The following is a 14,921-nucleotide window of genomic DNA, read 5'->3' as shown; positions in this document are numbered from 1 at the left end:
GATTCCAAGTCTTGAATTTTTCGTTCTTTTGTTTCAAGACAAAAGAACATTCACAAAGATTTCCCGTAAATTTGTATCACTTTGAATTTTCAATTTATGAATACCAAACAGGAAAAACTAGAAGCCTTCGGAAGATTATTGGATATTATGGATGATTTGCGTGAGAAATGTCCGTGGGATCAGAAGCAAACGTTAGAATCGCTTCGTCATTTGACGCTAGAGGAAACCTACGAGCTTTCGGATGCTATTTTGCAAAATGATTTACAGGAAATAAAAAAAGAACTAGGAGATGTTTTGCTTCATTTGGTTTTTTATGCTAAAATAGGTTCAGAAAAGGAGAGTTTTGATATAGCAGATGTCATAAATTCTTTAAATGAAAAACTGATTTTCCGTCATCCACATATTTACGGTGATACCGAAGTAAAAGACGAAGAAGAAGTAAAGCAGAACTGGGAAAAATTAAAATTAAAAGAAGGAAATAAGTCTATTTTGGGCGGAGTTCCGAAAAGTCTGCCGAGTTTGGTAAAAGCCTATAGAATTCAGGATAAAGTGAAAGGAATTGGTTTTGAATTTCATGATGCTGAAGATGCCTGGAAAAAAGTAGATGAAGAAATTCAAGAGTTTCACGCGGAAACAGATTTGGATAAAAAAGAACAGGAATTGGGCGATGTCTTTTTCTCGTTGATCAATTATGCAAGAATTTCAGGAATTAACCCGGATTCTGCGTTGGAAAGAACCAATTTGAAATTCATTTCAAGATTCCAGAAATTGGAACAGCTTGCAGCTGAGGCAGATTTACAATTAGGAGAAATGACTTTGGAAGAAATGGATGTTTTGTGGGAAAAAGCGAAGCGTTTACAATAAAAAATGAAGGTACAAAATCCCATATATCATCGGTTTCAATATTTATTGGAATTCAAACAGACAGAAAGGAAATGGCATTTTCCTGTTCTTGCTGCGTTGTGTATCGGAAGTTGTTTATTCATCGGCTATTTCTTAGGAAAACCCAATTACGGAAGCATTTCCAGTTTGGGAGCATTAACGATTTTGTATCTAACATCAGCACCAATTACACAGAGAATGATTCATTTGGCAATTTGTGCTTTAGGAATGGTTTTTTCGTTTACCATAAGTCTGTTCTTTGGTTTTAATGTCTACTTTTCGGCATTATCAGTGGGAATTGTTGCATTTCTGGCTCATTTTATTTCGTCTTATTTTACAATTCCGCCGCCGGGAAATTTTTTCTTTATCATGGTTGCGGCAATGGCGAGTACCTTTCCATTTGATTTAGAAATGATTCCTATAAGAGTAGGACTGGTGGCAATGGGAGCTATTTTATCCTGTTCTTTTGCTTTTATCTATTCTGTTTTTGTTGAAAAAAGTAAAAAGGTAAGCATTCCACGAAGATCGTTTAATAAGAGGAGATATACCAGGTTTGTAGAAAGTTCAATTATCGGAATTTTCATGGCTTTGACTTTAATCATCGGTCATGTTTTGAAGTTCAATAATAGCTATTGGATTTCTATTGCAGCGATTGCCATTATTCAGGGACGAAATTTTGAACATGTGCGACAACGAAATATGCACAGAATTTTAGGAACTTTTATCGGAATAGGTTTTGCATGGCTCATTCTGCTATTTGATCCCGAAAAGATTGTGATGATCGTTATTATCACGATTTTACAATTTATCATTGAATTGATGGTAGTGAGAAATTATGGTTTGGCGGTGATTTTCATTACTCCCTTAACTATTCTTTTAGCAGAAACAGGAAGTGAAATTCATCATAATGTAGAACATTTAATGCACGCCAGATTGCTGGACACGATCATCGGAAGTCTGATTGGTTTGGCGGCAGGGTTTTTCCTTCACCATCAGCAGATTATTAATAACTTAGAGAAAAATATCAGATTCTCTTATTTTCAGTTTAAAAAATTTAAAAAATAAATATGTTGCGAACTCTTATCTTATCAGCATTCTTTTTGTGGAGCTGTAATCCGAAAGCTCAGGATTCGCCGAAAAATGAAGAATTAAAAGTGGAATTTTCTTTACCTAAAAAACTAAAAGAAGTTTCCGGGATCGCTTTGTCTCAGGATAAAAAAACAATTTGGGCCATAGAAGATCAGGGAAATAAAAATGTTGTTTATAGTCTGGATCTGCAGGGGAAACAAATTGCAGATGTCTTGGTGGAAAATGCTGAAAACAACGACTGGGAAGATATTACAAAAGATGCTCAGGGAAATATTTATATCGGAGATTTCGGAAATAATGATAACAACCGGCAAAATCTTTCAATCTTAAAATTAGATTTGAAAGATGCTTCTCAAAAAAATACAAACGTTGTTCAAACGACTAAATTCCATTATGAAGGACAAACTGAATTTCCTCCAAAAAAATCGAATTGGTTATATGATTGCGAAGCTTTCATAGAAATGGATGGAAATTTTTACCTTTTTACTAAGAACAGAAGCAAAGGTTTCGACGGAACGTTTCTTGTTTTCCAAGTTCCTAATAAAGAAGGTGATTTTGAAGCGAAAATGATCGGTAAACTGAAGCTTGACGGCGGTTATAGCGATGCCGCGATCACTTCAGCTACGATTAACAGTACAAAAGATAAAATTGTTTTGCTTAATCATAAAAATATTCAGGTTTTAACAGGATTTACGACCAATGATTTTTCTAAAGTAAATATCCAGAAAATCTCTTTGCATCATAATTCTCAAAAGGAATCCGTTGTTTTTCTTGATGATAAAACATTGCTGATTGCTGATGAAAAGGATAAGAAAACTGGAGGGAATGTTTATAAGTTTGATTTAAAATAAAAATAAAATCCGCAGAAACAATCTGCGGATTTTTTATAATTATTTAGTTTATTTTCTTCTAAAAAGTCATTCCTAAAGCTGCTGAAATTCTTCCGCCATCTGAACCGTAGAAATAGTTTAGTCGTGCTGAGAACATTTCTACAACGCTTAACCAAAATCCGCCACCAACAGATTGATGCCATTTTCTGGAATCTTCATGATCATTCCATACTCTTCCTAAATCATAACCCAATAAAATTCCCATATTGGCCGGAACAATATTATTTCTGATTCTTCCGAAATCCCAACGAATTTCCGAGTTGTTGGTAAAGTAAGATCTTCCTGAAAAACGGTCATTTCTGAAAGCTCTCATTCCGTTATTTCCGCCAATGCTCGCCGCTTGATAAAATTCAAAATTATTATTACTGATCCACATTCCGTTGCTCGAATTCGCAAAAACGAAATTTCCTCTAGGATCAATTTTATGATCGATGGTAAAAGTTCCTTCCAAGGCAAAAAAGTTTTTATCAAGATTGGAAAGATTGGTTTTCCATTGCAGATTTGCCAAAAACTCCATACCCAAAGTCGGGAAGGCAGCATTATCCAAGTTTTTATAGCCGAAAGTATAATTAGCTCCTCCAAAATACTGATTATTAAATACCTCAGGATTTACATCTTGCGAAACGTCTACAAAACGATTTCCTTTTCGCTGAACTTTATTGTTCTCAAAATTCAACTGAAATTTATTCTCAATATTTCCCCAGCTTTTTCTTGAAATAGAGGGAGCAAAATAGATCTTAGAAATTCTTGCTCTGTTGTATTCACGCCCCGTTTCCTGCTTATCATATGGGCTTTCGTTTGATAATCCGAAGAAGTTTTCAGAAAAACGCGGAGTGCTGTAAAGAGCATCTAAATTGAAATCCCAGCCCCAGATCGCTTTTTTGAAAATTCCTTTATACGCCACGTTGAATCCCGCGGTTGCCGTATAAAAATTCACTTTCAACGTATGTCTTTGAGTAAAAGGGTCGCGTATGAAATTATTCACTGTGTAAGAACCCAATAGTCCTACGATAACACCGTCATCAGGATTGTAATCTAAATTAGGATAGCCCGCAAAAAAGTTGTATTTCGGATGTTTATAATTATAGGTATTAATATCATAATCATCAGAGATATTTTTCGTTGCTTCATGTGTGTTGTAAGTGTTTTTTTGAGATTTGAAATCATAAATTTTTACTTTGCTTCCATTGGTAACATTATAAGTATCATGATTATATCCTCCAATCAAACGGATGGTTGTTTTAGGTTTTCCATCCCCTGAAACATCGTAAATATCGTCATCTTCCAGACCGTAAATCCACAATTCTTTAGTTTTAGAATCATCATACGTTTTTTCAAAAACCAACTCGGGATTTTCCTGCTTTTTGTCTAATGAATATTGTTTTACATTAACTGAATTTCCTGTTTTTGTAATCACAAATTTATCAGGATGTACCGTTCCTGCTAACGGAACTTTTTCCTGCAGAACATCGAAATATTGACTTGCATAAGTCTGTAATTTCAGTTTTCTGGCTTTTAATTTTCTTTGAATATCAGCAATCGTTTCATCTTTTACTTCTTTCGGAAGATTGTCAAAAGCTTCATCAATATCTTTATCACTCAGATGATCCTGAATGTATTTTGCCTGTTCGATCCATTCTGGTTCTGTAGATCTTTTCAAGAAAATCAGATCTAAAGGATAAGGTTCCATCGCCAGCCATTTTACACTTTTAATATCATCTTTAAACGTCTTCATATGGCGAATTGCAGGAATATTCATAATGATTTTAAAAGCGGTACCATCATATTTACTGAAAGCCTGATCTCTGTCTCTTGGGATTGGTTTGTAAATTACTTTGTCACCTTCCTGATATTCTGCCCATTTCCATTGGTCGGAATGTCTGTCCCAGTCGCCAATCAACATGTCAAATATTCTAGCTCTGATGTAAGATTCCTGATCAATCGAATATTTAGAGTTTTTATTCAAATTTTTTAAAACATCATCCGTAGAAACAATATCTTTTGCATTTCCTAATGACGCCAATGTTTTCGGATCTGAAGAAAAACGTTCTTCGATCATGTACATTTCATCTCCGTAATGCTCGTTATATTCTCCCAAAGCCTTTTGTTTCGGAATGTAATATAATCGCGGATTGCTGTGGAAAAGATTCACTTTATCCGCCAGATTTCCTACTGAAAATGGAGTGAAAGGATGGTTGGTTGTATAAAAATCAAGCAAGAATTTTTCAGGGAAAGTATTATTCAATTCGTTTCCGAACGTACTTTTTTTGAAAGCGACATTATTAAGAAAACGAACCGCGCTTTTTTTCACGCCTCGCATTACAAATTCCTGTCCGTCCTGTGCTTTTAATCTCAAACTGTTAGACTGGTTTCCGCCACCTTCGCGGAAAGGTGTATAACCGCCATCCAGTGCGGCAATATTAGCGGTTGGCAGATCGATTGGCATTCCGTAATATTTTCGGTAATGCTCGCCCCAAAGCCAAGTGTAAAAACCTCCTTTTTCGGTTAATTTTTTAGGATAAATGGTTGATGTAACCTGTGATGGAATTGAACTTGGAAAATCATTGATAAACTTCTTCGGCTTATCAAAAACTTGGATCTGGGCTAATTTTTCGAATTTATTGTCTTTTGTAGAAAAATATTCTACATCGGTACTTTGATCTTTTCTGATATTTAAGACCGCAAAGCCACTTCCTCCGTAAGAAAAATCAGTTTTCTCTGCAATGGTGGCAGGGTCTGTTTTGGAACCCGCACCGCTAATGATTTGTCGGATATTTCTTTCCTGATGATATTGCAGATTATGATCGTGCCCGGAAACAAAAATAATATTGTCTTTATCCTGAACAATACTTTTTAATCTTCCGGCAAGATCGGCGTAATGTTGATTGTTGATATCCTGTGGATTGGCTCCTGATGCATTTCTCAGAATATTAATCGTCGTAGCAACTGCCGGAGCCGGAATTTTACCTTTTAATGGGAAGAGATGAGTTTTTGCAGAATTAAAACCGGCGTGAGTTCCGCTGCTTATGATTGGATGATGAAGCGCAACAATGATTTTTTTGTCTTGATTTTTATTAATTAAATCTTTAAATTCAGTGAAGAGATCTTCGCGGGCTTTAACGTCACAATTTTTATTGATTCCCGGATATTTATCCCAATTTACAAGAGCCCATTCTGTATCAATAACAATTAATTTAATATCTTTTGTTAAGCTGATATCATCAATTCCACATGAATTTTTTGGCAGAAAAGCCTTTTTATCATTAAAATAATTTTTAACGAAATCTTCCTGAGCTTTTAGGCCGTTCAATCCGTGATACCAATCATGATTTCCTGGAATGACGACCGTTTTACCCTTGAAATTTTTGGTAATATCTAATTGATTTTCCAGTTTTTGCTTTGCCAATGCGTAATCTTTGCTGGATTCTTTAGGCATTCCGCTGGGATAGATATTATCTCCCACAAAGATCAGCATAGAATTTTTATCTGCAGAATCTAGCTTTGATCTCAGAAAGTTTAAGGTGTTCTGAGCCTGCGTTTCATCGGAATTTCCGGCATCCCCAATAAGGAAAATTTTAAAGTCATTTTCAGATTGTATATCAGATTTTTCTACTTCAGATAAGTTTTTACCCTTTTTTACGTTATATGTTGCGCAGGAATAAAGAACTCCGGCAGACAATACTACTCTAAGGACAATAGAAGTATTTTTTAGATGAGTTTTAAAGGATAAATTCATAAATTTACATTAACAAATAATCGGCCATGAGCATTTTACAAAAAGCCAAAGATTACGTTGAAATCTTATTCAAAGATAAGTTATCTTCTGTATATTTTTATCATAATTTTATCCATACCACCTATACGGTAAATAAAGCGGAGGAAATTATGAGAAACACACCTGTCTCGATAGAAGATCAGGAAAAAGTGTTGTTAGCACTTTGGTTTCACGATACAGGATATATCGAATGCGCGCTTAATCACGAAGAAAAAGGCGTAGAGATTATGAAAGATTTTCTACAAAAAGAAAATTATCCAGAAAATGAGATTGCAGAAATCACCAAGCTTATTTTGGCTACCAAAATTACTTACGAGCCTCAAAACTTATTGGAGCAAATTGTAAAAGATGCCGATTGCAGCCATTTTGCGAGCCACGATTATAATGATATTTCTGACGCACTAAGAAAAGAGTGGGAGCTTACCAATGTAAGATGTTTCTCGAATGATGAATGGAATGCCGGTAACCTTGAAATGCTGAAAAACAAGCATCAATATTATACTGAATATGCGAAGACCAACTGGCAGCCGCTGAAAGAGAAAAATATCAAGAAAATTGAGAAAAAACTAGAAAAAGAAGAAGATAAAAAAGAAAATTCGGGAAGTAAAAAAGAGAAAGAAAAAGAAGCAAAACCAGATAGAAGTGTGGATACTTTGTTCAGGGTGACGCTGAATAACCATACCAGATTGAGTGATATTGCCGACAGTAAAGCGAATATTTTACTTTCTGTAAATGCCATTATCATTTCCGTTTGTCTTTCTGTATTAGTTCCAAAATTGGATGCTCCGAAAAATTCTCACCTGGTTATTCCGAGTTTTATTTTGCTATTATCCAGTGTTCTGACAATTATTTTCGCCATTTTATCCACAAAACCAAATGTGACGAAAACGAAATTCACCAATGAGGATATTCAAAACAGAAAAGTGAATCTTCTGTTCTTCGGAAACTTCCATCAAATGTTGTTTGATGATTATCATAATGCGATGAAAGATTTGATAAAAGACCGAGATTATATTTATGATTCTATGGTGAAAGATCTTTATTTTTTAGGGAAAGTTTTAGACAGAAAATACAAGCTTTTATCCACAACGTATAAGATTTTCATGGCGGGAATTATCATTTCTGTGTTGTCTTTCGGATATGCGTTTCTTTCGCTTTAACTGTGAAATTTAATATAAACCAATAAGAAAATGATTGTCAGACAGCGTGCCAATTGGTTGAGAATGTTATTCATATGGAGAGGTTCTGTGTTGAAGAAAATAATGGCTCAACTTTTTGTGATTTTGCTGTTTTCGCTGTTTATTTATTTTTTTAAAGGAAGAATTTTCGATTATAAAGTTCATCTTAATCCGACTATTTTCACGTTAATTGGTTTGGCTTTAGCGATTTTTATGGGCTTTTGTAATTCCGCGAGCTATGACCGCTTTTGGGAAGGAAGAAAACTTTGGGGATTGCTCGTAATTGAAACTCGATCGCTAACCCGACAGATTTTATCTTATATTCCGAATGTTTCAAAAGAAGAAAAGCAAAAAATCATAAAACTGATCTCTGCATTTTGCTGGGCTTTGAATTATCAATTAAGAGATAAGTCGGGAACGGGAAATTTACCTCAATTGCTTTCTCCGGAGCAGCTGGAGCAGATAAATGGGAAGAAGTTTATTCCGAGTATTATTTTAGGTTTTATTGCAGATTGGCTTCATGAGCAACATCAAAAAGGAAATATTGACACGATTATTTTAACCCAAATAGACGATCAACTGAATCAGTTTTCGAATATTTCCGGAGGTTGCGAGAGAATTTATAACACGCCTTTGCCTTTTGCATACAGCGTTTTGCTGCATCGTACCGTGTATTTATACTGTTTTTGGTTACCTTTCGGGTTGGTAGATACTTTGGGCTGGATGATGCCGTTGATTGTTTTGTTGATAAGCTATACCTTTATTGCTTTGGATGCTATTATTCAGGAGATTGGTGAACCGTTCGGTGAGGAAGAAAATGACTTAGCATTGAACAGCATTTGCAGAACGATTGAGTTTTCCATTTTTGAGCAAGCGGAAATTCCGCAAGGAGAATTGAAAAAACCGGATTCTTATTTTATAGATTAAATATGAGTTAAGGAAACCCTCAACGCCAATAATCCCGTAATTCCCTGTAGATCCTCAACTCTTAAAAATTCAACATCACTCTGAAGAATTCCTTTTTTCTGAAGTTTGGTGATGTATTCTAAGTATTCTTTCTGGTTTTCCATTCCGAAATAAACGATGGTAATTTTTCCGGGGCAGGTAATTCTTTCCTGAGAATCTTTTACATGCGCTTTATCCAAACGCTTTTTAATAATTTCATAGTAAGAATTGTAGGCGCCATCTATATCAAAACGTTTTTCATCCATTCGGAAACGGATGTCTACTTTTTCATTATAAACAAAAATTAGCGAAGCAATATCTAAAGGAATCGAAAGATCCTGTTTGAAATTCTGAAATTCCCGTTCCATATTGCAGATGGTTTTCAGCTGCCAATATCTCAGTTTATGAACGACTTTCGAGGAATATTGGAGATCAGGAGCTATATTCTGACCGATAAACAAATTATGCTCTACACCGTCAGATTTAAAACGCTCATAATAATGTGGGAAAATCTGCTGCGCCTTTACCTGACTTTCATCCAGCATGTCTGCTAATTTCCTGTTAACCAGCGTGATTGATTCGTCTAGGCTTCTTCTGTGGCTATAAAATAAATGATTCTGACTGAAAACTTTAGAAAAATATTCTTTGATTTTTGCCTTAACTTCGTCAGAGCTTTTTACTTCAAGCTTGCCCTGTAAATAAGGATGAATTTCATCTCTCAGTAATCTTTGTAGGCGTTGTTCCGTGTCTGCTTTAATTTCATTATTCAGTTCATTTTCAAAAATATCTAATGCCAATAAATATTTCTCCGAATCTGAATTAATGATTGAAAAAATATCGTGAAGACAATCGATTTGCTCATTCAGGTCTTCCAACATTAAATTGAAACGTTTTTCTGAAGAAGAACGAATATCTGAAAAGCCAAAAAGCGGTGTTAAATTTTTAAATGAAATCTGTTTTAAAGTGTATATTTTTCTCGATAGAAAAGCGTTGAAATACTTCTCGGCTTCACTTCTGAATTTCCAAACAACACTGTCGTGAATCGTAGTATATTCACGCTGAATAATCGCTTCAATCTGATTGTTTCGCTCAAAACTGAATCTTGACAGTGAGAAAAGAATCATATCAACAAAAAATTCAAGCTTTTTGAGTTTTAAACCATTTAAACTGTTGGGTTGAGGCGATGTAAACTCCATGATCGCCAACAATTCGTTGTCTTTCATAATCGGAATCACCATAAAACTGTTGATATTGTTATCTTTTAAAATATTAAAAGATGGCATTTTTTTGATGTGAGAATCTAAGTTATCAACATTGGAAACTACAATTGGTTTTGAATTATAACTAAAATTCTCAAAAGCCGTTTTTCGAACTTCTTCATCAAAAGTGTTGATCCAGAAGTCAAGAATGTGATTGGTGAATACATTTTCGTAGATCGGAACTTTATCAAGTCTTTTTTCCTTTTTGTTGAAAAGCATTAACCCAAAATTGAGTTCGGAAATGTCGAAATAAGACTTAAAAATCTCGGTTAAATTTTCATCAGGAATAAGATTTTCCGGATCAATTTTAATCATACTTGATTTTAGATCTGATAAAGCGACTTCAGAAGTACAGTCCACCAAGGAAATAATTGAAAATCCGCTTAAGATCCATGATTTGGAAGGAAAATATTTTTTCCACAATTTGATATCATCAAGATTTTCCAACAGCATATTGATGGTATCTTCATCCGGAATTTTCACGCCGTCCGTAGGATAAACTTCACTAAAATCGGAGTTTACCGTAATTTTATAATGTTTCATGATTCCCTGTTTATTGGGAATATCATAATAAAAAGGGATGGAGGCTTTTATATCCCGTTTGAAATAGGTCTGAACGATAAGACAGCAGCAGAAAACATAGAATTCATCGTCATTGATATTTCTTAGTTCTATTTCGAAATCTTTTCCAGCATCTTTCAGAATATTTTTAAATCTTTCGGTGTAATTGAAGGTAATATTTGAAAGGGGAATGCTTGCCGCTTTTATTTCATTGTTGGTAAGTCCGGTCGGGAAAAGGTCTGCCAGAAGCAGCTTGATGAGGTCTTCGTATTTATCGAGTAACGTTAAATCCTGAAAGCCGTCTCTCAGTTCCTGAAAGTTTTTTGTTTTATCAATCAGTGATTCGGCGTAGTTGACACGATATTCCAGTCTGTCATTATATCGAATATGCTCCAGCACATCCAAATATTTTTTGAACGAAATATAAACCTGAAATGGAGAATCTTTTTTGTGGAAACTAGCCAAAGCTGAAATTTCAAGTAAAGTTATGAAAAAAGCGGGATTTGAAGATCTTGTATTTTTATTATTCTTCTAAGTGTTTGAATAGATTGTTATCAGATTTTATTTAATTTCGAAATTCGACATCAAAAAAGGCAGCCTTTGGAAGGTTTTAATTCTTTGTGAAGAAAAGTGAATTATTTTTGAATGATTTTAATGAAGGATATCTATTTTATAATATTTAAAACTCCTTGCATTGTCTGAGGTTACTTTAACTAGTATGGTATTTTTCCCAGCCCAAACAAGCTGATGAATATTAAACTGATCAGACATAAAACTTCGTGATTCTTTAAAATAATCTTTATATGCATTACTTTCTAAAACTCCTATAAAACTATTATTCTCATCATAAATTTGATTATAAAAGTAGGCTATATGGCTATTGTTGGGAGATATAAAAATTTGATCAATTCTGTCATCGCCTGGTGACATGATTTTAGAAATTTTACCACTGGCTTTATTTATCAGCTCAAAATTGCTAAATCCTAATCCTTCACTTACAGTATTAGAAGAGACTGCATACATATTCAGGGAAGGATAAAATCCTAAATATTCGTACCGATTTTCACCTTCTTTGCGATTCGTTGAATTATCACTTTCCTTTTTAAATTGCAAAATTTTATGATTTGTTTCCAAATAGAAATTATCACGATTCATCTTTGGGGTTGCATTTATGATTGAATGATTCTGTTTATCGTATTTTTTAAATTCTAATTCGGTTGTTTCTTTGAATGTTAATGGAGGATTCAGATCATATTTATCTTGAAACCCAAAAGATTGAAATTGCTGATTTTCAAAATTTACGATTTCTTTACGGTTGGATTCTGCGCCTATTTTCTTTGTCTTTTGGCAATAAACCAAAATGAATAGGATAGGGATTATTAATATTTTTTTCATCATTTACTTTTTAGCATTTTTAGTTCTTTAAGGGTAAATAAGAATTTTTATCTATGAAAAATGAGCTCTTTTTTCCATTGTCATCAATATTAACAATCTCTACATTTCCTGTTGTAATACCGTTTTTATAATTTTTTATGCAATAGTTGGTATGTGTATTACTGAGAGTTTCTTTCCAAACACCTTCTTTCAAATGATTCTTTATTATACCTTCTTCAAATTCACTTTTGTAATTAGTATTTTCTTGCTCGAAATACCTCACAATAATACCATCCTGCTGAATCTTATATTTTGTGTAAATGAGCAAACTTGAATTGGAGTCGTTGTTAACTGCAAAATATTTAATGTGAATAGTATAATTAGAATCAATATAGAAGTATTTATGAATGTCTCCAAAGAAATTGTAATACCTTTCGTCTGTTGCGGATAAATAAAAGGCTAAATTTAAATTATTAATTATTCCTTTTTCGCGATTATAAACCACCAAGTCTATACAATTGGAAATATTTAAAAATTCTCCATTTTTCATATTTGAATTCATTATAAAAATGTTATTCTTTCCAATATCAGGTAGTCTTTTGGCTAATGAATAATATCCTTTATATGTATTAATACTATCTATGGGTTCGATATAATTTAAACCGAAATCAAGGATATTCTTTTGTTTATATTTATAAAATTTATCAATTGGTAAGCTCGAATTTTTAAAGAATTTCTCATAATATGATAGGAATGACGAATCTTCAAATTCTAATAACTTAGTCTCAGAATCGTCCAAAAAGCCTAATTCATCATTATTAATAAATTTTTTAATCAGTAGCTCATTACCAAACGGTAATTTATTTATTTCAATGGTATCTAAGTTGCTTCCAGAACTTTCTTTACTAACGGTTCCTTCTTTATTTTGGCAATTCATTAAAAAAAGTCCACAAATTAGTCCTACGAATAAATATTTCATTATTTTAATTTTCAATATTTAATTTTGTTGGAGTATTTATTTTAAAGCTAGATGTTTTCTCATCCCATACTTCAATGATTGGCGATGTGATATAATAACTTCCATTTTTTCTATATAATTTCATCATAAAGTCACCATCTAATAAATTATTAATCATATCTGAACTAAATTCTTTACAATCTGTTGTCTCCGAATCAAAATATAAATAAAGATTGTTATTATAAAGGTATGGGATGCACGAAATTTCACACGCTGGCAAATCTCCTTGATAGAAAGTGATTTTATTATTAGTGATATTTAAAGTGTATTTCTTAAAAAGCTGATCGTAATTATTATTATTATTATTATTATTATTATTATTATTATTATTATTATTATTATCAAATTTGAAATTCCCTTTCCAGTTTTTTAAGTCAATTATTGCGGGTTTAATATTTTTTAATTTTTCATTATAATTTTCATCATCATCCTCTGTTAGGTTTCTAATAAAATATTTTTCTACTTTAGATCTATTTTCAGCATCAAACGTTAATATTTTTTCAGAGCCAAACGCATCGATTAACTTTATATAGGAGTAGCCATTAACTTTTAATTTATAATTTTTTGAGTTGGTTTTTAAATCAGCAATAATCCATGAAGGAATTTCTTTTCCAATAACATTTAATACTTCCGCATCGTTTTCCTCTTTTGCATAATGAAGTATCGTTTTTAAATCATTTTCATTTAAATTTTTCCAAGATTGACATAATAAATAATTATAAATATTGTGTTCAATATTTATATCACAATCTTTTTTTATATCTGTTATTATTGTATCTGAATTAGCAGTAGTTTTTTCGCGTACGAAATTTTTTTCGTTTTGATCTTTACAATTATATATAAATGATAGCAGAAGAATTAAAAGCAAACAATCTTTTTTCAGCATTGTAATTTGGTTTAAGAACTTATTGCATATACAATCATTAGCAATTTATTCATCGCATTTTTTTAATATAATTTCTTCATTAGATATATTTTGTTCTTGATTGAATTGACATTCAGTCATTTCTCTTTTTTTAGTTTTATTGTTATAAAATCCATACCAGTAGAATTTTAAGGTATTTTCGTCAACTGTTTTAACATAGGCAATAGGTTTTTCATTTGTATATTCACTCCAATCGAGTTTAATACCATAGGATCCTAAATCTTCTGGAATTTGTTTTAATTTATAAGCAATTCCATTTTCAAAGTCATATCTTTTTACCTCCTCCATCTCAATATATATTTGATTAAAAAGAACAACTAATGATGCATTTTTATTTTTGATTGTCAAACTTCCTAAGCCGCTTCCACAGTTGGTTTTCCAGATACCATTTGGCGAGTCATTATTCATATTTTCTTCTTTTGAAGAAATTATTTTCCAATTGTCTTTTAATTGAAAGATTGTAGTTTCTATTTTACAACAACCAATCGGGTTGCTTATTGTAATTGTTTTATTATTCTTGTTTATTTCTTTTGGAAAATAACCTTCGTTAAGTGGAAAATTTTTATCGAGATTGAACTTACCTGTTTCATTTTGAAAATAATAAGAATAAAAAGAACCTCCATTTCCGCCAGAGTCGTATAGAATAGCAAAATCTTCTAAGCCATCAAAATTAAAATCGGCAATAATAAAATTGTGATAAGTTTCTATGCCTTCTTCCAAGGGTAGATTTGTACCGAAATATTTTTTCTGATTAATTTTAAAATCTTTATCTAACCAAAATCCGGGATTGTAATTAATCTTTTGTATTACTTTATCATTATTTTTAATATCAATTTCGACCTTTAAAGGTCTATTGTCTTTATCCCTTTCTATTATAGAAAAATCAAAGGATAAATTTTGCTTTATATTTTCAACTCCTATATCAACTTTCTTATTTAAAGTCGTTACTTTTCGCTCACAGTTAAAGAGAAAACATAAAATAGTTATTACAAATAGTTGTTTCATTTTTACAATGTTTATTTATT

At 32.5% G+C, this 14,921-nt stretch carries 11 protein-coding genes; 5 read left to right on the top strand and 6 right to left on the bottom strand.

The annotated features are described in order from the left end of the window. Positions 1-96 precede the first annotated feature (96 nt). Genes mazG through ABEG63_RS16090 form a run of 3 tightly spaced genes read left to right on the top strand, consistent with a single transcriptional unit; the run spans position 97 to position 2,822 of the window. On the top strand, positions 97-864 hold the full coding sequence (gene mazG / locus ABEG63_RS16100; protein ID WP_346586204.1) for a nucleoside triphosphate pyrophosphohydrolase: 768 nt from the start codon (positions 97-99) through the stop codon (positions 862-864). Positions 865-867: 3 nt separating this feature from the next. Next, complete coding sequence (locus ABEG63_RS16095) at positions 868-1,947, top strand: FUSC family protein (RefSeq protein WP_346586203.1); 1,080 nt, start codon at positions 868-870, stop codon at positions 1,945-1,947. Between the two features lie 2 nt (positions 1,948-1,949). Then, positions 1,950-2,822, top strand: coding sequence for a hypothetical protein (locus tag ABEG63_RS16090; protein WP_346586201.1), 873 nt, complete (start codon positions 1,950-1,952; stop codon positions 2,820-2,822). Between the two features lie 58 nt (positions 2,823-2,880). Here ABEG63_RS16090 and ABEG63_RS16085 read toward each other — a convergent pair whose 3' ends face one another. After that, complete coding sequence (locus ABEG63_RS16085) at positions 2,881-6,597, bottom strand: metallophosphoesterase (protein ID WP_346586199.1); 3,717 nt, start codon at positions 6,595-6,597, stop codon at positions 2,881-2,883. A 26-nt stretch (positions 6,598-6,623) separates the two neighbouring features. Between ABEG63_RS16085 and ABEG63_RS16080 the strand changes: the two genes are divergently transcribed. Both ABEG63_RS16080 and ABEG63_RS16075 read left to right on the top strand, forming a co-directional pair. Further along, positions 6,624-7,796, top strand: a complete 1,173-nt coding sequence (locus ABEG63_RS16080; RefSeq protein WP_346586197.1) for a Pycsar system effector family protein — start codon at positions 6,624-6,626, stop codon at positions 7,794-7,796. Between the two features lie 30 nt (positions 7,797-7,826). Next, complete coding sequence (locus ABEG63_RS16075) at positions 7,827-8,741, top strand: bestrophin family ion channel (protein ID WP_346586195.1); 915 nt, start codon at positions 7,827-7,829, stop codon at positions 8,739-8,741. On the opposite strand, the gene ABEG63_RS16070 is transcribed toward ABEG63_RS16075, so the two are convergent. From ABEG63_RS16070 to ABEG63_RS16050, 5 genes are all read right to left on the bottom strand, one after another. Next, complete coding sequence (locus ABEG63_RS16070) at positions 8,738-11,044, bottom strand: GAF domain-containing protein (RefSeq protein ID WP_346586193.1); 2,307 nt, start codon at positions 11,042-11,044, stop codon at positions 8,738-8,740. The genes ABEG63_RS16075 and ABEG63_RS16070 overlap by 4 nt on opposite strands. Positions 11,045-11,230: 186 nt before the next feature. Continuing rightward, positions 11,231-11,974: a hypothetical protein gene (locus ABEG63_RS16065; RefSeq protein ID WP_346586191.1), complete on the bottom strand. Its 744-nt coding sequence runs from the start codon at positions 11,972-11,974 to the stop codon at positions 11,231-11,233. 19 nt (positions 11,975-11,993) lie between these two features. Further along, positions 11,994-12,932 (bottom strand): hypothetical protein, encoded by a 939-nt coding sequence (locus tag ABEG63_RS16060; RefSeq protein WP_346586189.1) that lies wholly within the window; start codon positions 12,930-12,932, stop codon positions 11,994-11,996. A gap of 4 nt (positions 12,933-12,936) precedes the next feature. Then, the gene (locus ABEG63_RS16055; protein WP_346586188.1) at positions 12,937-13,857 is read right to left on the bottom strand and encodes a hypothetical protein; all 921 of its coding nucleotides are present in this window, start codon (positions 13,855-13,857) and stop codon (positions 12,937-12,939) included. A 45-nt stretch (positions 13,858-13,902) separates the two neighbouring features. Further along, entirely contained in the window at positions 13,903-14,901 is a 999-nt protein-coding gene (locus ABEG63_RS16050; protein WP_346586186.1) for a hypothetical protein, read from the bottom strand. Positions 14,902-14,921: the final 20 nt, after the last annotated feature.

It is taken from the genome of Chryseobacterium sp. C39-AII1, assembly GCF_039672645.1.
Lineage (GTDB): Bacteria > Bacteroidota > Bacteroidia > Flavobacteriales > Weeksellaceae > Chryseobacterium.
The sequence above is the reverse complement of the archived record's forward strand: the minus strand, read 5'-3'. Positions and strand labels throughout refer to the sequence as shown.

What these genes read in the sequence shown, in the direction of transcription:
- mazG (WP_346586204.1), top strand. Translation starts at nt 97, where the DNA reads ATGAATACCAAACAGGAAAAACTAGAAGCCTTCGGAAGATTATTGGAT.
- ABEG63_RS16095 (WP_346586203.1), top strand. Translation starts at nt 868, where the DNA reads ATGAAGGTACAAAATCCCATATATCATCGGTTTCAATATTTATTGGAA.
- ABEG63_RS16090 (WP_346586201.1), top strand. Translation starts at nt 1,950, where the DNA reads ATGTTGCGAACTCTTATCTTATCAGCATTCTTTTTGTGGAGCTGTAAT.
- ABEG63_RS16085 (WP_346586199.1), bottom strand. Translation starts at nt 6,597, where the DNA reads ATGAATTTATCCTTTAAAACTCATCTAAAAAATACTTCTATTGTCCTT.
- ABEG63_RS16080 (WP_346586197.1), top strand. Translation starts at nt 6,624, where the DNA reads ATGAGCATTTTACAAAAAGCCAAAGATTACGTTGAAATCTTATTCAAA.
- ABEG63_RS16075 (WP_346586195.1), top strand. Translation starts at nt 7,827, where the DNA reads ATGATTGTCAGACAGCGTGCCAATTGGTTGAGAATGTTATTCATATGG.
- ABEG63_RS16065 (WP_346586191.1), bottom strand. Translation starts at nt 11,974, where the DNA reads ATGAAAAAAATATTAATAATCCCTATCCTATTCATTTTGGTTTATTGC.
- ABEG63_RS16060 (WP_346586189.1), bottom strand. Translation starts at nt 12,932, where the DNA reads ATGAAATATTTATTCGTAGGACTAATTTGTGGACTTTTTTTAATGAAT.
- ABEG63_RS16055 (WP_346586188.1), bottom strand. Translation starts at nt 13,857, where the DNA reads ATGCTGAAAAAAGATTGTTTGCTTTTAATTCTTCTGCTATCATTTATA.
- ABEG63_RS16050 (WP_346586186.1), bottom strand. Translation starts at nt 14,901, where the DNA reads ATGAAACAACTATTTGTAATAACTATTTTATGTTTTCTCTTTAACTGT.